The 19,830-nt window shown below is 61.8% G+C and carries 16 protein-coding genes; 8 read left to right on the forward strand and 8 right to left on the reverse strand.

Going from position 1 to position 19,830, the window contains the following annotated elements:
- Positions 1–8 precede the first annotated feature (8 nt).
- From bglA to BS630_RS12300, 3 genes are all read left to right on the forward strand, one after another.
- A complete protein-coding gene (bglA, locus tag BS630_RS12290; RefSeq protein WP_077977650.1) occupies positions 9–1,661 on the forward strand; it encodes a beta-galactosidase BglA in 1,653 nt (550 codons plus the stop codon).
- A 20-nt stretch (positions 1,662–1,681) separates the two neighbouring features.
- A complete protein-coding gene (locus BS630_RS12295) occupies positions 1,682–2,770 on the forward strand; it encodes an ABC transporter ATP-binding protein (RefSeq protein WP_077977651.1) in 1,089 nt (362 codons plus the stop codon).
- 176 nt (positions 2,771–2,946) lie between these two features.
- Positions 2,947–3,300: a hypothetical protein gene (locus tag BS630_RS12300; protein ID WP_077977652.1), complete on the forward strand. Its 354-nt coding sequence runs from the start codon at positions 2,947–2,949 to the stop codon at positions 3,298–3,300.
- 80 nt (positions 3,301–3,380) lie between these two features.
- Here BS630_RS12300 and edd read toward each other — a convergent pair whose 3' ends face one another.
- The 5 genes from edd to BS630_RS12325 form a co-directional block, all read right to left on the reverse strand.
- The gene (gene edd / locus BS630_RS12305) at positions 3,381–5,204 is read right to left on the reverse strand and encodes a phosphogluconate dehydratase (protein ID WP_077977653.1); all 1,824 of its coding nucleotides are present in this window, start codon (positions 5,202–5,204) and stop codon (positions 3,381–3,383) included.
- A gap of 79 nt (positions 5,205–5,283) precedes the next feature.
- Positions 5,284–5,982, reverse strand: coding sequence for a 6-phosphogluconolactonase (gene pgl / locus BS630_RS12310; RefSeq protein WP_077977654.1), 699 nt, complete (start codon positions 5,980–5,982; stop codon positions 5,284–5,286).
- 10 nt (positions 5,983–5,992) lie between these two features.
- Positions 5,993–7,468 carry a glucose-6-phosphate dehydrogenase gene (gene zwf, locus BS630_RS12315; RefSeq protein WP_077977655.1) on the reverse strand — a complete coding sequence of 492 codons (1,476 nt, stop codon included), beginning with the start codon at positions 7,466–7,468 and terminating at the stop codon, positions 5,993–5,995.
- Positions 7,469–7,602: 134 nt separating this feature from the next.
- Entirely contained in the window at positions 7,603–8,901 is a 1,299-nt protein-coding gene (locus BS630_RS12320) for an NAD(P)/FAD-dependent oxidoreductase (protein ID WP_077977656.1), read from the reverse strand.
- A gap of 9 nt (positions 8,902–8,910) precedes the next feature.
- The gene (locus BS630_RS12325) at positions 8,911–10,347 is read right to left on the reverse strand and encodes a glutamine synthetase family protein (RefSeq protein ID WP_017967073.1); all 1,437 of its coding nucleotides are present in this window, start codon (positions 10,345–10,347) and stop codon (positions 8,911–8,913) included.
- A gap of 88 nt (positions 10,348–10,435) precedes the next feature.
- Between BS630_RS12325 and BS630_RS12330 the strand changes: the two genes are divergently transcribed.
- The 4 genes from BS630_RS12330 (at position 10,436) to BS630_RS12340 (ending at position 16,880) form a co-directional block, all read left to right on the forward strand.
- Entirely contained in the window at positions 10,436–11,656 is a 1,221-nt protein-coding gene (locus tag BS630_RS12330) for a BaiN/RdsA family NAD(P)/FAD-dependent oxidoreductase (protein WP_077977657.1), read from the forward strand.
- 215 nt (positions 11,657–11,871) lie between these two features.
- Positions 11,872–12,015, forward strand: a complete 144-nt coding sequence (locus BS630_RS37325) for a hypothetical protein (RefSeq protein WP_165503813.1) — start codon at positions 11,872–11,874, stop codon at positions 12,013–12,015.
- A gap of 311 nt (positions 12,016–12,326) precedes the next feature.
- Positions 12,327–14,858, forward strand: coding sequence for a methyl-accepting chemotaxis protein (locus BS630_RS12335; protein ID WP_077977658.1), 2,532 nt, complete (start codon positions 12,327–12,329; stop codon positions 14,856–14,858).
- A gap of 174 nt (positions 14,859–15,032) precedes the next feature.
- Positions 15,033–16,880, forward strand: coding sequence for a methyl-accepting chemotaxis protein (locus tag BS630_RS12340; protein ID WP_077977659.1), 1,848 nt, complete (start codon positions 15,033–15,035; stop codon positions 16,878–16,880).
- Here the strand turns inward: BS630_RS12340 and BS630_RS12345 are convergent.
- The gene (locus BS630_RS12345) at positions 16,853–17,089 is read right to left on the reverse strand and encodes a hypothetical protein (protein ID WP_077977660.1); all 237 of its coding nucleotides are present in this window, start codon (positions 17,087–17,089) and stop codon (positions 16,853–16,855) included. The two genes, BS630_RS12340 and BS630_RS12345, sit on opposite strands and share 28 nt — an antisense overlap.
- A gap of 90 nt (positions 17,090–17,179) precedes the next feature.
- Between BS630_RS12345 and BS630_RS12350 the strand changes: the two genes are divergently transcribed.
- On the forward strand, positions 17,180–18,049 hold the full coding sequence (locus BS630_RS12350) for a LysR family transcriptional regulator (protein WP_077977661.1): 870 nt from the start codon (positions 17,180–17,182) through the stop codon (positions 18,047–18,049).
- Positions 18,050–18,190: 141 nt separating this feature from the next.
- Here the strand turns inward: BS630_RS12350 and BS630_RS12355 are convergent, their stop codons facing one another.
- Together BS630_RS12355 and aceA are read right to left on the reverse strand one after the other, a co-directional pair.
- Positions 18,191–18,427 carry an SMc00767 family acetate metabolism repressor gene (locus BS630_RS12355; protein ID WP_077977662.1) on the reverse strand — a complete coding sequence of 79 codons (237 nt, stop codon included), beginning with the start codon at positions 18,425–18,427 and terminating at the stop codon, positions 18,191–18,193.
- Positions 18,428–18,448: 21 nt separating this feature from the next.
- Positions 18,449–19,738 (reverse strand): isocitrate lyase, encoded by a 1,290-nt coding sequence (aceA, locus tag BS630_RS12360; RefSeq protein WP_077977663.1) that lies wholly within the window; start codon positions 19,736–19,738, stop codon positions 18,449–18,451.
- Between the last annotated feature and the right edge of the window lie 92 nt (positions 19,739–19,830).

Raw genomic sequence — 19,830 nt, forward strand, 5'->3', positions numbered from 1 at the left:
GATATTCCATGAACGTGGCTTCCCATTCGATCTCGACCCCTGACAAGGACTGGTGGCGCGGCGCGGTGATCTATCAGATCTACCCGCGCTCCTACCAGGACTCGAACGGCGACGGCATCGGCGACCTGAAGGGTATCACCGCCCGCCTGCCGCATGTGGCAAGCCTTGGCGTCGATGCGATCTGGATCTCGCCCTTCTTCACCTCGCCGATGCGTGATTTCGGTTATGACGTTTCCGATTACGAGAACGTCGATTCGATCTTCGGCACACTGGTGGATTTCGACACGATGATATCAGAGGCCCATCGCCTCGGCATCCGCGTGATGATCGACCTCGTCATCTCCCACAGCTCGGATCAGCATCCCTGGTTCGTGCAAAGCCGCTCCAGCAAGACCAACGCCAAGGCCGACTGGTATGTCTGGGCCGACGCCAAGCCGGACGGCACGCCGCCGAACAACTGGCTGTCGATCTTCGGCGGCTCGGCATGGGCGTGGGATCCGACGCGCATGCAATATTACATGCACAATTTCCTGACCTCGCAGCCGGACATGAACCTGCATAACCCTGAGGTGCAGGACCGTCTGCTCGATGTCGTGCGCTTCTGGCTCAATCGCGGCGTCGACGGCTTCCGCCTGGACACCATCAATTTTTATTTTCATGACACGCAGCTGCGCGACAATCCGGCGCTTGCCCCCGAACGCCGCAACGCCTCGACGGCGCCGGCGGTCAATCCCTATAATTTCCAGGAGCATCTCTACGACAAGAACCGGCCCGAGAATCTTGCGTTCTTGAAGCGCTTCCGGGCCGTTCTCGAGGAGTTCCCGGCGATCGCCGCCGTCGGCGAAGTCGGCGACAGCCAGCGCGGCCTCGAAATCGTGGGTGAATACACCTCCGGCAACGACAAGATGCATATGTGTTATGCCTTCGAGTTCCTGGCGCCCGATCCGCTGACGCCGGAGCGGGTCGAGGAGGTGATGCAGGATTTCGAAGCTGCCGCACCCGATGGCTGGGCCTGCTGGGCCTTCTCCAATCATGACGTCATGCGCCATGTCAGCCGCTGGGGCGGGCTGGTCGCCGATCACGACGCCTTTGCCAAGCTCTATGCCTCTTTGCTGTTGACGCTGCGCGGCTCCGTCTGCCTCTATCAGGGTGAGGAACTGGCGCTGACGGAGGCCGATCTTGCCTATCAGGATCTCCAGGACCCCTATGGCATCCAGTTCTGGCCGGAATTCAAGGGCCGCGACGGCTGCCGCACGCCGATGGTCTGGGACAGCCAGGTCGCCCAGGGCGGCTTCTCGACGGTCAAGCCCTGGTTGCCGGTGCCGGTCGAGCATATCCTGCGTGCCGTCAGCGTCCAGCTGGGCGATGAGACTTCCGTGCTGGAGCACTATCGCCGCTTCATCGCCTTCCGAAAGCTGCACCCGGCTTTTGCCAAGGGCGAGATCGAATTCGAGGAAACACAGGGCGATACGCTGGTCTTCACCCGTGAATACGGCAATGAGAAGCTGCTCTGCATCTTCAACATGAGCCCGGCCGAGGTCGGCGTCATCTTGCCGGCGGGAGAATGGCAGGCATTGACGGGCCATGGCTTTACCAGCAACAACTATGGCGACAAGATCGATATTCCGGCCTGGGGGGCGTATTTCGCCCGTCTCGCCTAAAGAACGCAGGGGAGAGAGAAATGACTGGACTGACGCTGAAGGATATTCGCAAATCCTACGGTTCCGTGGACGTTCTCCACGGTATCGACCTCGATATCAAGCAGGGCGAATTCATCGTCTTCGTCGGTCCGTCCGGCTGTGGCAAATCCACGCTTCTGCGCATGATCGCCGGTCTTGAGGCGATCACCGGCGGTGAGATGTATATCGATGGCCATCTCGTCAATGACGTACCGCCCTCCAAGCGCGGCATCGCCATGGTCTTCCAGTCCTATGCGCTCTACCCGCATATGACCGTCTTCGATAACATGGCGTTCGGCATGAAGATCGCCGGCGAAAGCAAGCAGGAAATCGATCGCCGCGTCAAGGCGGCGGCCGAGAGCCTGCAGCTGACCCAATATCTCGGTCGCCTGCCGAAGGCGCTTTCCGGCGGCCAGCGCCAGCGCGTGGCGATCGGCCGCGCCATCTGCCGCGATCCCAAGGTCTTCCTGTTCGACGAGCCGCTCTCCAACCTCGATGCCGCGCTGCGCGTCGCGACCCGCATCGAGATCGCCCGTCTGAACGAACAGATGGCCGATACGACGATGATCTACGTCACCCATGACCAGGTCGAGGCGATGACGCTCGCCGACCGCATCGTCGTACTCTCCGCCGGCAATATCGAGCAGGTCGGTGCGCCGCTGGACCTCTACGAGCGCCCGGCAAACCTCTTTGTTGCGAAATTCATCGGCTCGCCGGCGATGAACATCATCCCCGCGACGATATCAGGGACTGGAAGCCAGACGACGGTGACGCTGACCGGCGGCATGTCGGTGACGCTCGATATCGCGACCGATGCGTCCGAAATGGGCAAGCAGGCAAGCTTCGGCGTTCGTCCGGAGGATCTCGGGGTTGCCGACGGCGCCGACTACCTTTTCGAAGGTGAGGTGTCGATCGTCGAAGCGCTCGGCGAAGTGACGCTGCTTTATATCGAGGGCTTGGTTCCCGGCGAGCCGATCGTCGTCAAACTGCCCGGCATCTATGATGTGAAGAAGGGCCAGAGGATGCGGTTTGCCGCCGACAGGCAGAAGTTGCATCTCTTTGACGCAACCGGTCATACCTACCGGAAATGAGGCGGCCATTTTTGGGGTGATCACCCCAGGAATTGTGCAGGACGGGCCGAATTCTCACTTTCTGTTAAAGATCGGCTGCTACCTTTTCCTCGTCAATTTATGAGGGGGATAAGCACGTGGCCGCTTCCAATCCGTCACAGCCAAAATCTCATTTCCTGAGCAAGGAAGAATCCTTCATGTATGACCGCGAGGCGCGGTTCAAGATGGAGGACACGATGAATGCCGCGCGCATCGAATATACGGAAAAGGGCGTCATGCACGCGGCTTCGCGCCGCTGCGACATTGTCCGGATCTCGATGAGCAGCGCGACACTCGCGATCCTGACCCAGTTCAGCCTACCGAAGCAGTTCTATCTGGATATTCCGGATGCCCGCATCACCAAAGTCGGCTGCCTGCTGATGAAGGTCAACGCCAACAATACGATCGACGTGCGCTTCCTGCGCCTGCTGACGCAGAAGGAGCTGAACAAGATCTTCGTCTACAGCACCCATCCGGCACACCGCGACTACGTTCTCGACGTCCGGGCCTGAGGGACCATTCGACTGAAATCAAAAACCCACGGGGTGCTGCGCGCGCCCCGTGGGTTTTTGTCTGTCTCCAGTGACCACGCTCAGTGGTGGAAGAGCACGCTCGCACCCTGGTCCGAAGGTCCGACGGCGCGGCGGAACGGTGCGAAGAGCTCGCGGCCCATCCCGAATTCATTGTCGGAAAGATCGACGACGACAGGTTCACGCTCGGCCATGTCGGCCGCATCGACGAGCAGCTCGAGCGTGCCCTTGATCGCGTCGAGGCGAATGATGTCGCCCTCGCGGATGCGGGCGATCGGACCGCCGTCGACCGCTTCCGGCGTGACGTGGATCGCGGCCGGCACCTTGCCGGATGCGCCGGACATGCGCCCGTCGGTCAGCAGCGCTACGCGGAAGCCGCGGTCCTGCAGCACGCCGAGCGGTGGCGTCAGCTTGTGCAGTTCCGGCATGCCGTTCGCCTTTGGGCCCTGGAAGCGCACGACGGCGATGAAATCGCGGTTGAGCTTGCCTTCCTTGAAGGCATCCTGCAGCTCCTGCTGGCTGTGGAAGATGACCGCTGGCGCTTCGATGATGTGACGCTCCGGCTTGACGGCCGATATCTTGATGACCGCCTTGCCGAGATTGCCGCGCAGCATCTTCAACCCGCCATTCGCCTGGAACGGCGTCTCGATGCTGGAGAGAACTTTGGGATCGACGCTTTTTTCCGGCGACGGCTCGCGCAGGACGGCGCCCTTTTCGCCGAGACGGGCGTCGACCGTATAGGCTTGGAGACCTTGACCGAAGACGGTGCGAACGTCGTCATGCACCAGGCCGTGTTTCAACAGTTCCTTGATGAGGAATCCCATGCCGCCGGCCGCCTGGAAATGGTTCACGTCGGCCAGTCCGTTCGGATAGACGCGGGCAAGCAGCGGGACGATTTCCGAAAGCTCGGCAATGTCCTGCCAGGTGAGCTGGATGCCGGCTGCCCGCGCCATGGCGACGAGGTGCAGCGTATGATTGGTCGAGCCGCCGGTCGCATGCAGGCCGACGACGCCGTTGACGACCGAGCGTTCGTCGATCATCTCACCCGCCGGCGTGAATTCGTTGCCGAGCGCGGTGATCGCCAGCGCCCGCTTGGCAGCTTCGCGCGTCAGCGCTTCGCGCAGCGGCGTGCCGGGATTGATGAAGGAGGAGCCCGGCATGTGGAAGCCCATGATCTCCATCAGCATCTGGTTGGAATTGGCGGTGCCGTAGAAGGTGCAGGTGCCGGGGCCGTGATAGGATTTCGATTCCGCTTCCAGCAGTTCGGCGCGTCCGACCTTGCCCTCGGCGAAGAGCTGGCGCACGCGCGACTTCTCGTCGTTCGGCAGGCCTGTGGTCATCGGGCCGGCCGGAACGAAGATCGACGGCAGGTGCCCGAAGGACAGGGCTGCGATCACCAGGCCTGGCACGATCTTGTCGCAGACGCCGAGGAAGAGGGCGGCATCGAACATATTGTGCGACAGGCCGACGCCCGCAGACATGGCGATCAGATCGCGCGAGAAGAGCGAGAGCTCCATGCCCGGCTGTCCCTGGGTGACGCCGTCGCACATCGCCGGCACGCCGCCGGCCACCTGCGCCACGCCGCCGGCTTCGGCGGCTGCCTCACGGATGATCGCCGGATAGGTCTCGAACGGCTGGTGGGCCGAGAGCATGTCGTTATAGGCGGTGATGATGCCGAGATTGGCGATGCGGTCGCCGGCAAGCGCATCCTTGTCGGCGGGGGAACAGACCGCGAAGCCGTGGGCAAGGTTGGCGCAGCCAAGTACCGAGCGCTGCACGCCCTGCGAGGCGGCCGCGCGCAGGCGTTCGAGATAGCGTTCGCGGGTGGGCTTCGAGCGTTCGACGATGCGATCGGTGATCGCAGAGATGCGTGCATGAGCGGACATGGAAAATCCCTGCCTTGTTCGTTGTCTCTATCTGTTTCGGCGGCTCCGGCCTAGATCTGAATTTCAAATCTGCGGCGGATCAGGGAGCCCAGTAGATCTCGACCGGGGAAGTGGCCCGGCGCAGAATGGCGCGGATCGGCATTTCTGCCTCTTCACCGCTGCCTTCCGCCTTGGCGAGAACGTCTTTTTTGCCTTCGCCCTCGATATGGAGAACCAGGAGTGCGGCATCCTCAAGACTGGAGAAGGTGAAGGTCAGGCGCGGCTCGCCGGCCCCTTCCGCTTCCATGGTGATGATGCCGCGCTGCGTCGATGCGTCGAGCGCCTTGGCAAGATTGCTGCCGCCGGGAAAAAACGAGGCGGTGTGGCCGTCGCCACCCATGCCGAGGATGACGATGTCGAAGGGGATGCCGATCTCGGCACTTTTTGCAGTCGCAAGTCTTGCAGCTTCCTCGACGGAAGGTGCCGGCTGGTAAAGCGGCACGAAGCGCGCCGCCTTTGCCTTGTTTTGAAGGAGATTGGCATCGACCAGCAGATGGTTCGAGCGCGGATTGTCGGCCGGCACGAAGCGTTCGTCGACAAGCGTGATCGTCACTTTTTCCCAGGCGATGTCGCGCGTCGAAAGCGCCTGGAAGAAGGCCTTCGGTGTGGAGCCGCCGGAAACGGCGATGGACGCCGTTCCGCGGGCGGCGATCGCTGCCGAAAGCGTATCGGCGACCTTATCGGCGAGACTGCCGGCGAGGTCTGCGGCGCTGGCGAAGGAATGCAGGGTCGATGTCATCGATGTCGTCCTAGATTTCGTCATGCCAGGTGCGGCCGTCACGCTCGATCAGCGCGATGGCCTGGCTCGGCCCCCAGGTGCCGGCCGTATAGCCCTGCACCTGCTGGCCGGTCGTTTCCCAACCCTTGAGGATCGGATCCACCCATTTCCATGCGGCTTCGACTTCGTCGCGGCGCATGAACAGCGTCTGGTTGGAACGGATCACGTCCATCAGCAGGCGCTCGTAGGCGTCCGGATTGCGGACGTTGAAGGCCTGGGCGAAGCTCATGTCGAGCGAGACGTTGCGCAGGCGCATGCCGCCCGGACCCGGATCCTTGATCATCAGCGACTGCTTGACGCCCTCATCCGGCTGCAGGCGGATGATCAGCTGGTTGGCGACGATGCGCCCGGCCGCCTGGTCGAAGATCGCGTGCGGGATCGGCTTGAAGGTGATGACGATCTCGGACATGCGCCCGGTCAGGCGTTTGCCGGTTCTTATATAGAAGGGAACGCCGGCCCAGCGCCAGTTGTTGATCTCGGCCTTGATGGCGACGAAGGTCTCGGTGTTCGAGACGCCGCCTTCGAGCTCTTCGAGGTAGCCTTTGACCGGGCCGGTACCCGATGCGCCGGCGCGATACTGGCCGCGGACCGTCGCCTGCTCGACGTTGGAGGCATTGAGCGGCTTCAGCGCGCGCAGCACCTTCAGCTTCTCGTCGCGCACGGCTTCCGAATCCATCGACGAGGGCACTTCCATCGCCGTCAGGCAGAGTAGCTGAAGAATGTGGTTCTGCACCATGTCGCGCAGCGCACCCGCCGTATCGTAATAGCCGGCGCGGCCTTCGAGGCCGACCGATTCAGCCACGGTGATCTGCACGTGGTCGATGTAGTTGGCATTCCAGAGCGGCTCGTAGAGCGCATTGGCAAAGCGCAGCGCCATCAGGTTCTGCACCGTCTCCTTGCCGAGATAGTGGTCGATGCGGAAGATCTGCTCTTCCTTGAAGGCACGGCCGATCGTGTCGTTGAGCTGCAGCGCAGAAGCGAGATCGCGGCCGATCGGCTTTTCGACGACGATGCGGGTCGACTTGGTGATCAGCTTATGGTCTGCGATTTTCTGCGAAATATCGCCGAAGATGCCGGGCGCGACCGCGAGATAGAAGGCGCGCACACGGTCCTTGCCCTCGTCGAGCAGCTTCTTCAGCTGATCCCAGCCGGTATCCGTGCGGGCATCAACCGAGACGTAGTAGAGGCGGGCACAGAACTTCTCCACCTCAGCCTCGTCGTATTCGCCCTTCTTCAGGTGTTCCTTCAGCGCATCGCGGGCAAAATTGCGGTATTCCTCGTGGGTCAACGGGCTGCGCGAGGCGCCGATCACGCGGGTCGGTTCGCTGAACTGGCCTTCGATCTGGCGATGATAAAGCGCGGGCAGCAATTTGCGCTCGGCAAGGTCGCCGCTGCCGCCGAAAACGACGTAATCAAAAGGCTCAACGGGAATGATTTGGCTGCTCATGAGCTTGTCTCTCAATCAGGCTTGGTTGACGGCTCTTTTAATCTAATCGATTTAAAAAGCCAGTGTGCAGTGCAATGAATCTCTCAGGCACCGGTTTTAGAGCGAATTTCCGGAAGATGAAATCCGCAATCGGACTAAAACTTGTCGCGAAGCGCAAACCACGACAAGGCGAGGAAAAGCAACGGCGCCCGCATGCGCGCACCACCGGGAAAGGCTGGAATATCAAGCGATGTGAAGAGGTCGAGATCGCGAGATTTTCCAAGCACCGTTTCCGCGTAGAGTTTGCCACAGTAGTTTGACAGCATGACGCCATGACCGGAATAACCGCCGATCGAGATGACACCGGGCATGACCTCGCGCACGAAGAGCTGGCGTGGCATGGTGATACCGACGTTGCCGCCCCAGGCATGGGTGATCTCGATGTCCTTGAGGTCCGGGTAGATCTCGGCAATCTGCCGGCGGATGTGCAGCGAAATGTCCCGCGGATTGTCCGAGGTATAGGCCTCGCGTCCGCCGAACAGCAGACGGCCGTCGCCGAATTTGCGGAAGTAGCGCACGACGAAGCGCGAATCGGCCACGGCCTCGCCCCCGGGCAGCACCTCGGGATGCCCGTCGAGCGGTGCCGTGGCACCGATGAAGGAGCGGATCGGCATGACGTGGCTTGCCGTCACCGGCTCGAGGTCGCCGATATGGCCGTTGCAGGCGATCAGCGCGCGCTCAGCGGTGATCGTTCCCCTTTCGGTTTCGATCGTCACCTTGCCGCCGCTTTGGCGGATCGCCGTCGCCTTGGTCATCTCGAAAATTGCAGCACCGGCATTGGCAGCGACCCGCGCCAGCCCGACCAGCAGCTTCAGCGGATGGATATGGCCGGTGCCGACATCGCGCACGCCGCAATGGAAACGCTTCGAGCCGAGCCTCTCTTGCGTTTCCTCCTCGTCCATGAAGCTGAGATACGGATAACCGTAGCGTAAGGCGGCGATTTCGGCATTTTCGTAATAGTCGCGTTTGTAGCTCGCCTTGTGTGCGACATTGAGCTGGCCGGGCACATAGTCGATCTCGATCTGATGCTCGCGAGCGAAATCGATGAGATGGCGCTTGGCCGCTTCGGCAAGATCGAACAGCGCCTTCGAGCGTTCGTAGCCGATCTTCTCCTCGAGTTCTTCCGGCCACCATCGCTGGCCGGTGCCCAGTTGGCCGCCATTGCGCCCGGACGCCCCGTCGCCGAAGCGGCAGGCCTCGATCAGCACCACTGAAACGCCTGCTTTGGCAAGATTATAGGCGGCCTGCAGGCCGGTATAACCGCCGCCGACAATCGCGACGTCACATGTTCTCGATCCGTCGAGAGCGGGGTAGGTGGGCCGCTCCCCGACGGTTGCCTGATACCAGGACAGCCCGGGCGCGATCGGGCTCTGCCATGTCTCCTGCGATGCCATGATGGTCCCTCACACGTTGAGCAGAAGGAATTCCCGCTCCCAAGGGCTGATCACCTGCATGAAGGTTTCGAACTCGCCGCGCTTGACGCCGGCATAAAGGCCGATGAACTGCTTGCCGAACATCTCCTCGAAGGCGGGTTCGTCCTCGAGCAGCGCCACGGCCTCCAGCAGGCCGCGCGGCAGGTCGATCGAGCCCTCATTGGCCGAATCCTCCGTCGGCGCCGTCGGCTCGATCTCGTTCATGATTCCGAGCAGGCCGGAGGCGAGCGAGGCGGCGAGTGCGAGATAGGGGTTGGCGTCCGAGCTCGGCAGCCGGTTTTCCACGCGCCGCGCCTGCGGATCGGAAACCGGCACGCGGAACGCCGTCGTCCGGTTGTCGTAACCCCAGGCATTGTTGACCGGGCAGGACATATCGGGCTGCAGGCGCCGGTAGGAATTGACGTAGGGTGCAAGCATCGCCATCGCGCTCGGCACGAATTTCTGCATGCCGCCGATGAAATGGAAAAATTCCTTCGAAGCCGATCCGTCGGGATTGGAGAAGATGTTCTTGCCCGTCTCGATATCGACCACCGACTGATGGATATGCATCGCCGAACCCGGCTGGCCCTGCATCGGCTTGGCCATGAAGGTCGCGTAGATGTCGTGTTTCAGCGCCGCCTCGCGGATCGTTCGCTTGAACAGGAACACCTGGTCGGCAAGTTCGATCGGATTGCCGTGGCGCAGGTTGATCTCCATCTGCGCCGGTCCCTCTTCATGGATCAGCGTATCGATCTCCAGCCCCTGCTTCTCCGAGAAATGATAGACGTCGTCGATCAGCTCGTCGAACTCGTTGATGCCGGCGATCGAATAGCCCTGGCCGCCGAGGATCGAGCGGCCGGACCGGCCTTTCGGCGGGTGCAGCGGATAGTCGGGATCGTCGTTCTTGGCGACGAGGTAGAATTCGATCTCGGGCGCCACGATCGGCTTCCAGCCGCGCTCATGATAGAGGCTCATGATCCGCTTCAGCACGTTGCGCGGCGTATAGGGGACTTCCCCACCGTCCGAATCGACGATGTCGCAGATCACCTGCGCCGTCGGGTCGGTCTCCCAAGGCACGACGGAAAGCGTCGAAAGGTCGGGCATCAGCTTCAGGTCGCTGTCGCGCGGCTCATAGCGGAAGCTCTCCGTCTCGTCGGGATATTCGCCCGAAATCGTGTGCCGGTAGATTGCCGAAGGCAGCGCCAGCGAGGTGTTGGAGGTGAATTTCGAACTCGGCATCATCTTGCCGCGCGCAACGCCGGCAAGGTCCGGCGTGATGCATTCGATGTCTTCGATGCCCCTGTCCCTCAGCCACCGCGCTGCTTCCTTCCAGTTCGCAACGCCACGCAGGGATCCGGGTTCCGGGGGAGTTTTCTTCGAGGCGGGTACGTTTCTGGCAGGCTTCAGCGTCGTCTTTTTTGGGGACATGACACACCGGTTTGCGTTGATCGTGGCGCCATCATAACCAGACTTTGCCAATTGGCGAGGGGTTGAGAACGTTGACTTTCGCCCTTTGATGGAAAAGAAGACGCGGGGTTTGATCGGGGAAACGGGTTTGCAGCGCAAAAGCGACGTTATCGTCATCGGCGCCGGAGCGGCGGGCATGATGGCCGCCATCCGTGCCGGAAAACGCGGCCGCTCGGTCGTCATCCTCGACCATGCCAGGGCGCCTGGCGAGAAGATCCGCATATCAGGCGGCGGCCGCTGCAATTTCACCAATATCCATGCCGGCCCGAAGAATTTCCTCTCCGCCAACCCGCACTTCGGCAAGTCGGCGCTTGCCCGTTTCACGCCCGCCGATTTCATCGCCATGGTCGACCGCCACGGCATCGCCTGGCACGAAAAGACGCTGGGCCAGCTCTTCTGCGACGATAGCGCCAAAGACATCATCCGCATGCTGCTAGCGGAGATGCGCATGGCCGGTGCGGCGCTGCATCTTGGCACCGAAATATCAGCCGTCGAAAAGACCGAATCCGGCTTCCGGGTATCGACGAGCGAAGGTCACTGTGAAGCATCGTCGCTGATCGTCGCCACCGGCGGCAAGTCGATCCCGAAGATGGGCGCCACCGGCTTTGCCTATCGCCTCGCCGAGCAGTTCGGCTTGGCCGTGCTCGAAACCCGACCCGGCCTCGTGCCGCTGACGCTCGATCCCGGCCTGCTGGAAAGCATCGCGCCGCTCGCCGGCATCGCAGTCCCGGCCGAAATCCGCCACGGGAGGACCGCCTTCCGCGAAGCGCTGCTTTTCACCCATCGCGGGCTGAGCGGCCCCGCTGTCCTGCAGATCTCTTCCTTTTGGCGCGAAGGCGGCGAGGTCGTGGTCTCGATCGAACCGGATATCGACATTGCCGCCCATCTGAAGACCGCAAAACAGATCAATGGCCGTCAGTCGCCGCAGACGGCACTCGGCGAGATCCTGCCGAAGCGGCTGGCACAATTTCTCGTCGAGCGCGAAAAGATCTCCGGCAACATGGCCGACCTGCCGGACAAGGTGCTGCTGCGTCTTGCCGCCGGCGTCCAGAACTGGGCGGTGAAACCGTCAGGCTCGGAAGGTTACCGCACCGCCGAAGTGACGCTCGGCGGCATCGACACGGCGGCGCTCGATTCCCGCAGCATGGAAGCCAAAGCCGTGCCCGGCCTTTATTTCATCGGCGAATGCGTCGACGTCACCGGCTGGCTCGGCGGCTATAATTTTCAGTGGGCCTGGGCTTCCGGTTTTGCCGCGGGCGAATGCGTTTAAAGCTCCTTGTTTTGATGCATGTCGTGGGCCCCAAAACCGCTGCACATTTTTTGACATGCCTTGGAAATATCTGGAGATACCGATTCAAGACTTCTTAATAGAGGTGCGCCATCCTGTCTCAATTGGCGGTTTGTAAGGTCGTCCCTAAATTAAGCTTTACCGGCAAGCCGATTTGTTGGATTGTTGTTGTGTTAGAGAGAAGTGAGGTTTCGCCCATGAACAGAAACGCACGACGGGCCCGCGCCATCGCAATTGCCGAGGCAAAGCCGAACGCTCGAATGGTCGCCCTGCGCTATCTGATGCTTGCAGCCGGCGCCACCGCCGCCTGCCTCGCGCTGCTGCTCTCGCACTTCATTTGATCCTTTCAGCAGACCTGGAATCAATGTTCCGACATGCTAGTTGTCGCACTGCGGCATCGCGGTCCATAATTTGTAACTATTTCACTGCCTTGGCTTAACCCGCCATAACCGCTTATCCGAAAATTAATATCTAATTGACACAATTGCTCGCGAATATTTGGGCATCTCCAAGTTGTTTGGACATGAACTGGCAATGACTGCCGCCTGGCCTCCGGGTTCCCCAATGTAAAATAAGAACAGCTCGATGTGCACCCGGCTGGCGCCATGTGGCCGCCTGCGGGAGGAGTGGTGTATGAAAGGCCCGGAACGCCATGTTGATTGACAAGATTCTTTCCCGCTTCAGGATCAAGACCAAGGTTTTGATCTTCGTTCTGCCTTTCGTCGTCACCATTTCGGCGGTGGGCCTGACGGGCCTCTACGCTTCGGGACTTCTGCAGGGCCGGATGGAAATATCCAACAGCGTGCTGCAGTCGCTGAGCGGCTTCAAGGATCTCTATGGTTCGATGGACGATTTCCTGCGCGTCACCAGCCCTGAGGCGCGCGACAAACTGATCGCGGATCTGAAGACCCAGCAAGGCGTGCTCGACCAGACGCTGAGCCAGGTCGGTGACGAGGCCGCCGGTCGCGACAGCCTTGCGGAAGCATCGCGCCGCACCAAGGAAATATCGGGCGTCGTCGACAAGCTGTGGGCCTTGCACGAGCAGGAACAGGCGTTGCATGAGCAGATCGACGCTGCCCAGAAGAGCGTAATCAGCACCCGTTTCACCGTGTCCTACCAGGCCGAGCAGTTGCAGAGCACCGTCCAGAGCGACGAGAGCGCCGCAACCAGCACCCTTCGCACCGCCGACCGCCTGCTGAAGGGCGGGGATTTCCTCGGCACCGTCGCCAGCGGCTTCAGCAAGCCGCAGACAGCGCAGGACAAGATCGCCTTCATCAACGAACAGATGCCGGAAATCGTCAAATCCCAGCGTCTGATCGCCATCTCGGTTCCGAGCAATCAGAAGAATGTCATCGACGCGCTGGCTGCGACCATCGACGGCATCAAGGCGATCGTCCAGACGCCCAACCCGACCGACGAGACCGCCACCGAACTCGGCCGTCTCATTTCGCGCTTCCGCCAGACCTCGACCTATACGCAGCTGACTGCAACGCAGAAGATGCGTGACGCGACCCAGGAATTCGCCGCGCTCGACGGCCGGATTGCCCAGGCCAACTCGGTCCTGCAGGATACGAGGCGTCTCGAAAATTCGGTCTATTCGCTTCAGATCGTTCTTTCCGACTTTCTCGCCGATTCCAGCAAGGAAAATCTCGTGCGGCTGCAGCAGCAGGCCGGCACGCTCGGTAAGGACATGCAGGTGCTGGTCACCAGCGCCAAGGGCATGGGCTTTGCCGAAGGCATATCCGGCGCGATCCAGCCGGCGCTCGACGTCATTTCCGGCGGCGGTTCGAAGATCGTCGACACGATCGGCCAGCGTGTCGCCGCCTATGCCGCGGCCCGCCAGGAGCTTGACCAGATCTGGAAAAAGCTGACCGATTTCGCCGAACTGCAGAAGCAGACGGCCGGCACCGAGCGCACCCAGGCAAACAGCATCTCCGTCATGACCACCGGTCTCGGCATCCTGCTGTCCATCCTCGGCGGCATTGCCCTTGTGCTGACGCTGCAGCGCCCGATCAGCCATATTACCGGCGCCATGCGCCGCATCGCCGAAGGGGCACTGGATACCAGCATCTCCGGCGAGCAGCGCCACGATGAAATCGGCGACATGGCCCGCGCGCTCGGCATCTTCAAGGAAAATGCCATCTCGAAGATCCGCATCGAGGAGCAGAGCGACGAGGAACGCGCCGCCGCCGAACACGAGCGCCAGCGCAACGACGCCGAAAAGCGCGAGATGGATCGTCAGATCGAATTCGCGGTCAATGCGCTTGCCGCCGGCCTCGAACGCATGTCGCAGGGCGATATCTCGACGACGATCGAAACGCCCTTCATCGGCCGTCTCGAACAGCTGCGCCAGGATTTCAACGGTTCGATGATGCGGCTTCAGGCGACGATGAGCCAGATCCGCGACAACGTCGAACTGATCCAGGGCAACGGCAACCAGATGGCCCAGTCGGCCGAGGACCTCTCCAAGCGTACCGAACAGCAGGCTGCCTCGCTCGAAGAGACGGCTGCTGCCGTCGACCAGATTACCGTCACGGTCCGCTCGTCGGCCGAACGCGCCAAGGATGCCGACCAGATCGTCCGCCAGGCCAAGCGCAGCGCCGACGATTCCGCCGTCGTCGTCAGCAATGCGATCGACGCGATGAGCCGCATCGAAGGTGCCTCGCGCCAGATCGAGCAGATCATCGGCGTCATCGACGAGATCGCCTTCCAGACCAACCTTCTGGCGCTCAACGCCGGCATCGAGGCGGCGCGCGCCGGTGAAGCCGGCAAGGGCTTTGCGGTGGTCGCGATGGAAGTCCGCGAACTGGCTCAGCGCTCCGCAGCCGCGGCGCAGGAGATCAAGGGGCTGATCAACAAGTCGACCAACGAGGTCAATTCAGGCTCGCAATTCGTGCAGGAGACCGGCACGGTGCTCGCCAAGATCAGCGCCCAGATCGTCACGATCAGCCAGCATGTCGAGATGATCGCCCGCGCCAGCCACGACCAGTCCAACGCGCTGCAAAGCGTCAACGCGACAGTCAACCAGATGGACCAGATGACGCAGCAGAACGCCGCCATGGTGGAGGAGACGACTGCCGCCAGCCGCGAACTGGCCGACGAGGCCGATTCGCTGCGCAGGCTCATCCAGCAGTTCAAGATCGACGGCGAAGCCACCGGTGCGCCGGTCTACCGCGCCGCCTGATCAGGGCTCGATTGCAAATTTTCGAACGGCCTCGGTTTTCCGGGGCCGTTTGTGTATTGCATAGAGAGCGACCGGAAACGGGGCGACGAATATCGCGGGCGGTCCAGATTTACAGAACATTTTCCTTAACGCTTTTCGTCTAATTTAGCCCTTATTGTTCTGTCGGGGGTTTTGATGCTGCGCCTTTTCTCTACGTCGATCGTCCGCCAGATCGTTGCGATCACGCTGTTTCTGCTGGCCATCAGCACGGCCGCCATCGTCGGTGTGACCTATTACAATCTGAGCCATCATGTCATGGACGGCGCCGTCTCCGACGCCAGGGATGCCACCCGCGCCATGGCCGTCCTCTACGGCGCGGCCGATCAGGCTGCAAAGATCGAGCTGAAGGACAATCAGCTCTCCGCTGTCACGGAAGACGCCATTCCCGCCCTTGCCGACTATTCGCTCGTAGACCGCACGGCGCAATCGATCGCCGGCGTTGCGACCATCTTTCAAAAGCAGGGCAGCGACTACGTCCGCATCTCCACCAACGTCAAAAAGGAAAACGGCGACCGTGCCGTCGGCACCAAGCTGGTCGCCGAGCACCCCGCCCAGCCGGTTCTCGCCAGGGGCGAGGCTTATTACGGTCCGGCGGAGCTTTTCGGCCGCAAGTTCATGACCGGTTATTTCCCGATCAAGAACGCCGCGAACGCCAATGTCGGCATTCTCTTCATCGGCATTCCGATGGAGGTCTATTACCAGCGCATGTATGAGCTGCAGATGCTGGTTCTCGGTGTCGGCGCCATCGTCATGCTCATCGTCGGCGTTCTCGCCTTTTATGCGATCCGCCTGTCGGTGAAGCCTTTGCAGGCGCTGACCGCGAGCGTTCACTCGATTTCCGCGGGCAATCTCGAAGGGGCGATCCCTTGTGTCGAAAAGAGGAACGAGTTCGGCGACATCGGCCGGGCCTTGGCGCTTTTCCGCGACAGTGCCCGCGCGAGGCGCGACCTGGAAACCCAGGCTGGCGAACAGCGCGAATTGAGCGATGCCGAACGCGCCAGGAACGATGCCGACAAGCGCTCGCTCGACGGCCAGATCGACTTTGCCGTCAACCAGCTTGCCGCCGGCCTCGGGCGCCTGTCGCAGGGCGATGTCTCGCAGACGATCGGTACGCCCTTCGTCGGCCGGCTGGAGCAGCTGCGCGTCGATTTCAACGCCTCCCTCTTGCGGCTCCAGGATACGCTGTCCGGTATCCGTAACAGCGCCTCGACAATCCAGCGCAACAGCGGCGCCGTCTCCGCTTCTGCCGGCGAGCTTTCCAAACGCACCGAGGCGCAGGCGGCCAACCTCGAGGAGACTGCGGCCGCGGTGGAAGAGATCACTGTGACGGTTCGTTCTTCCGCCGAACGTGCCCGCGAAGCCAACAATGTCGTGGCTGCGACCAAGAAGACGGCCGACAATTCCGGCGCCGTCGTCGGCGATGCCGTCGCCGCCATGGATCGCATCGAAGAGGCCTCGCAGCGTATCGAGCAGATCATCGAGGTGATCGACGACATCGCCTTCCAGACCAATCTTCTGGCGCTGAATGCCGGCATCGAGGCGGCGCGGGCCGGCGAGGCGGGCAAAGGTTTTGCCGTCGTCGCCCAGGAGGTCCGCGAACTCGCCCAGCGTTCGGCTGATGCGGCGCGCGAGATCAAGTCGCTGATCGAGACATCGAGCCGCGAAGTGACGGCAGGGTCCGAACTGGTCCAGAAGACCGGCAGCGTCCTTGCCTCGATCAGCCAGGAGATCATCGCGATCAGCGGCCATGTCGAGACCATCGCCACCGCCAGCCGCGATCAGTCGGCCGCGCTACAGGAAGTCAACGGTTCGGTCAACGCCATGGACCAGATGACTCAGAAGAACGCGGCGATGGTTGCCGAGACGACGCAGGCAAGCCGTCTGCTTGCCGGCGAAGCCGATACGCTGATGGCGCTGATCGAGCGGTTCCGCATCGTTGCAGAATCGGCACCGGCTCATCTCGGAGCAAGAAGAGTCGCCTGAACTGCGCAGCCGCAGCCGCTGCGGGATTGCGCAGTGGCCTTGCGGCGCCTTCCGAGGTTGAGGTCGAGCGACGTCAGCCAGGCGGCAAAGCCAATAAGGCTATTGTTTCCGAACTCGGCATAGAATCTGTCCTCTTCCGCCTTGCCACCGCTTCGCTGGGGATAGTGCCGATAGCCGATGGTGCCTGCGATGGTGAGCATGTCGATCATGACAATGTCCTTTCCTGTGTAAGACATCACCTGATCTAGGCGTCGAATTTCTCTTTATAAACGGGGAAAATCCCGCTATGTTTTTCATCAATGAAAAATGCGAGTTGGGATTCCTATCAGCTTTTCCTGCAGGTGGCCCGGCTCGGCGGGCTGACGGGGGCAAGCACTGCAAGCGGGCTCAGTCCTGCGACCGTCGGCCGGCGCATGCTCGATCTCGAGCAGGAAATCGGCCGCGCATTGTTTTCGCGCAGCCAGACCGGATACCGTCTGACCCAGGATGGCCAGGCGCTGCTCGATCACCTGCAGGAAATGGAGGCCGCCGCCCGCAAGGTGGCGGCGTGGCGGCAATCCGGCGAGGGCGGCACCACCGTCAGGGTCACCGCCGGCACCTGGCTCGCCTGGCTGCTGACCGAGAATTTCGCCGCAATCCGCATGCCGGGCGATGCCTTCGCCATTTCGCTCACCATTGGCGAGGCGCGGGCGAGCCTTGCCTACCGCGAAAGCGATATCGGTATTCGCGCCTTCGAGCCTGAGGAGGCCAATCTCGCCGCACGTCAGCTCGGGGAGGTGGCCTATGCCGTCTATGTCAGGCGCAATGCCGCCGAGACCGACGAGCGTTGGATTGCAGTCGCTGAGGAGGAGGCCATATCGGCCTATCTGCGCTGGCCGCACGCCCATTCGGCAGCCGGGATCGTTGCCACCGTCAATCGGCCGCGCTCGCTGCCGGATCTGGTGCGCGCCGGCGCCGGCAAGACCGTACTTCCCTGTTTCGTCGGCGATCTCCATCCCGAATTGCAGCGCCAGGGCGGCGAGTTGCCGGAGTTGCGCCACCGGCAATGGATCGTCATGAATGCCGAGGACCGCCACCGCCCGGAGATCCGGACCGTCGCCGACCGCATGACCAAGCTGATCAAAAGTTATGCCGATCTGTTCGCCGGAAAACGACCGAGCCGCGGCTAGAGCATGATGCCGAAAACTGTGCAGCAGTTTTGGGACCGCGGCTGCATCCAAGAGGGACGTCGAGCGCCGCACGCCCGATAGGTCGCGCGGCGATTGAAGAAGCGGGCCGACGTCACCGGCCCGCCAACGGTCGGCTTTTCGTCAATGCCGGTTGGTGACGACGACGGGGATCAGCAGGTCGCCCCAGTGGCCGTCGCCGCCGTGATGACGGGCCGAGCGCACCAGTTCGACCGAGACGCCGGCCTCGACGGCTTTCATGACCGATTGGTTCAGCCGGTGCAGGTCGTTGGCGAGCATGCGGATCGTCGTCTGCTGATCCTCGTTCATGCTGCTTGCCTGCTCTTCGGCCCGTTCTCTGACGCGTGTGATGGATGCCATGATCTTCTCCTCCTTTTCGATTTATTCCGCAGCCGGCTTGAACTGCGCATGTTCGGTCGAGCCGTGCATCGCCGTGGTCGAAGACCGACCACCGGTGATGGCGAGCGACACGGCGTCGAAATAGCCGGTGCCGACCTCGCGTTGATGTTTTGTGGCGGTATAGCCATTGACCTCAGCGGCGAATTCCGCCTGCTGCAGCTCGGAATAGGCCGACATCTGCCGCTGCCGGTAGCCGCGCGCCAGTTCGTACATGCCGTAGTTCAGCTGGTGGAAGCCGGCGAGCGTGATGAACTGGAACTTGTAGCCCATCGCCCCGAGTTCGCGCTGGAACCTTGCGATCGTCGCTTCGTCGAGGTTCTTCTTCCAGTTGAAGGAAGGCGAGCAATTATAGGCGAGCAGCTTGCCGGGATGGACCTTGTGCACGCCTTCGGCAAAACGCCGCGCCTGCTCGAGGTCCGGCTTCGAGGTCTCGCACCAGATGAGATCGCAATGCGGCGCATAGGCGACGGCGCGCGCGATGCAGGGCTCGATGCCGTTTCGCACCTGGTAGAAACCCTCGACCGTGCGGCCAGAATCATAGTCGACGAAGGGCTGGTCGCGCTCGTCGATGTCCGACGTCAAGAGCTTTGCCGCTTCCGCGTCGGTGCGGGCGATGACCAGTGTTGCAACGCCCATGACGTCGGCGGCAAGCCGTGCGGCGTCGAGATTGCGGATATGGGCCGCCGTCGGGATCAGTACTTTGCCGCCGAGATGGCCGCATTTCTTCTCCGAGGCGAGCTGGTCCTCGAAGTGAACGCCCGCGGCACCCGCCTCGATATAGGCCTTCATGATTTCGAAAGCGTTGAGCGGTCCGCCGAAGCCTGCTTCCGCATCGGCAACGATCGGCGCGAACCAGGTCTCGACGGAAAGCCCCTGGGCCTCCGCGGTCTCGATCTGATCGGCGCGCTGCAGCGTGCGGTTGATGCGTTTGGCCAGTTCCGGACCGGCATTGGCCGGATAGAGGGACTGGTCGGGATACATCGCCGATGCCGTATTGGCATCGGCTGCCACCTGCCAGCCGGAGAGGTAGATCGCCTTCAGCCCGGCGCGCACCATCTGCATGGCCTGGTTGCCGGAAAGTGCGCCCAGCGCATTGACGAAATCCTCCTGATGCAGAAGCCGCCACAACCGGTCCGCGCCCATTTCGGCCAGCGTATGGCTGAGCGCCACCGAGCCTCTGAGCCGCTGCACGTCTTCGGCCGAGTACGGTCTCTCGATGCCGTCGAAGCGGCTGGCTGATGCATTTGGAACAAGCTTGTAAAAATCCGTCATGCTGCTCTCCTCACTAAAAAGCGCGACAAAGGTGCTGCATGACAAGATTGACAATGAGAGCCGTTATGACCAGCAAAACCTTTGATTTCCTG

Source organism: Rhizobium laguerreae (assembly GCF_002008165.1).
GTDB lineage: Bacteria > Pseudomonadota > Alphaproteobacteria > Rhizobiales > Rhizobiaceae > Rhizobium > Rhizobium laguerreae.

Coding starts and splice junctions, on each gene's coding strand:
- bglA (WP_077977650.1), top strand. CDS start 9: ATGAACGTGGCTTCCCATTCGATCTCGACCCCTGACAAGGACTGGTGG.
- BS630_RS12295 (WP_077977651.1), top strand. CDS start 1,682: ATGACTGGACTGACGCTGAAGGATATTCGCAAATCCTACGGTTCCGTG.
- BS630_RS12300 (WP_077977652.1), top strand. CDS start 2,947: ATGTATGACCGCGAGGCGCGGTTCAAGATGGAGGACACGATGAATGCC.
- edd (WP_077977653.1), bottom strand. CDS start 5,204: ATGTCCGCTCATGCACGCATCTCTGCGATCACCGATCGCATCGTCGAA.
- pgl (WP_077977654.1), bottom strand. CDS start 5,982: ATGACATCGACCCTGCATTCCTTCGCCAGCGCCGCAGACCTCGCCGGC.
- zwf (WP_077977655.1), bottom strand. CDS start 7,468: ATGAGCAGCCAAATCATTCCCGTTGAGCCTTTTGATTACGTCGTTTTC.
- BS630_RS12320 (WP_077977656.1), bottom strand. CDS start 8,901: ATGGCATCGCAGGAGACATGGCAGAGCCCGATCGCGCCCGGGCTGTCC.
- BS630_RS12325 (WP_017967073.1), bottom strand. CDS start 10,347: ATGTCCCCAAAAAAGACGACGCTGAAGCCTGCCAGAAACGTACCCGCC.
- BS630_RS12330 (WP_077977657.1), top strand. CDS start 10,436: ATGGAAAAGAAGACGCGGGGTTTGATCGGGGAAACGGGTTTGCAGCGC.
- BS630_RS37325 (WP_165503813.1), top strand. CDS start 11,872: ATGAACAGAAACGCACGACGGGCCCGCGCCATCGCAATTGCCGAGGCA.
- BS630_RS12335 (WP_077977658.1), top strand. CDS start 12,327: ATGTTGATTGACAAGATTCTTTCCCGCTTCAGGATCAAGACCAAGGTT.
- BS630_RS12340 (WP_077977659.1), top strand. CDS start 15,033: ATGCTGCGCCTTTTCTCTACGTCGATCGTCCGCCAGATCGTTGCGATC.
- BS630_RS12345 (WP_077977660.1), bottom strand. CDS start 17,089: ATGATCGACATGCTCACCATCGCAGGCACCATCGGCTATCGGCACTAT.
- BS630_RS12350 (WP_077977661.1), top strand. CDS start 17,180: ATGAAAAATGCGAGTTGGGATTCCTATCAGCTTTTCCTGCAGGTGGCC.
- BS630_RS12355 (WP_077977662.1), bottom strand. CDS start 18,427: ATGGCATCCATCACACGCGTCAGAGAACGGGCCGAAGAGCAGGCAAGC.
- aceA (WP_077977663.1), bottom strand. CDS start 19,738: ATGACGGATTTTTACAAGCTTGTTCCAAATGCATCAGCCAGCCGCTTC.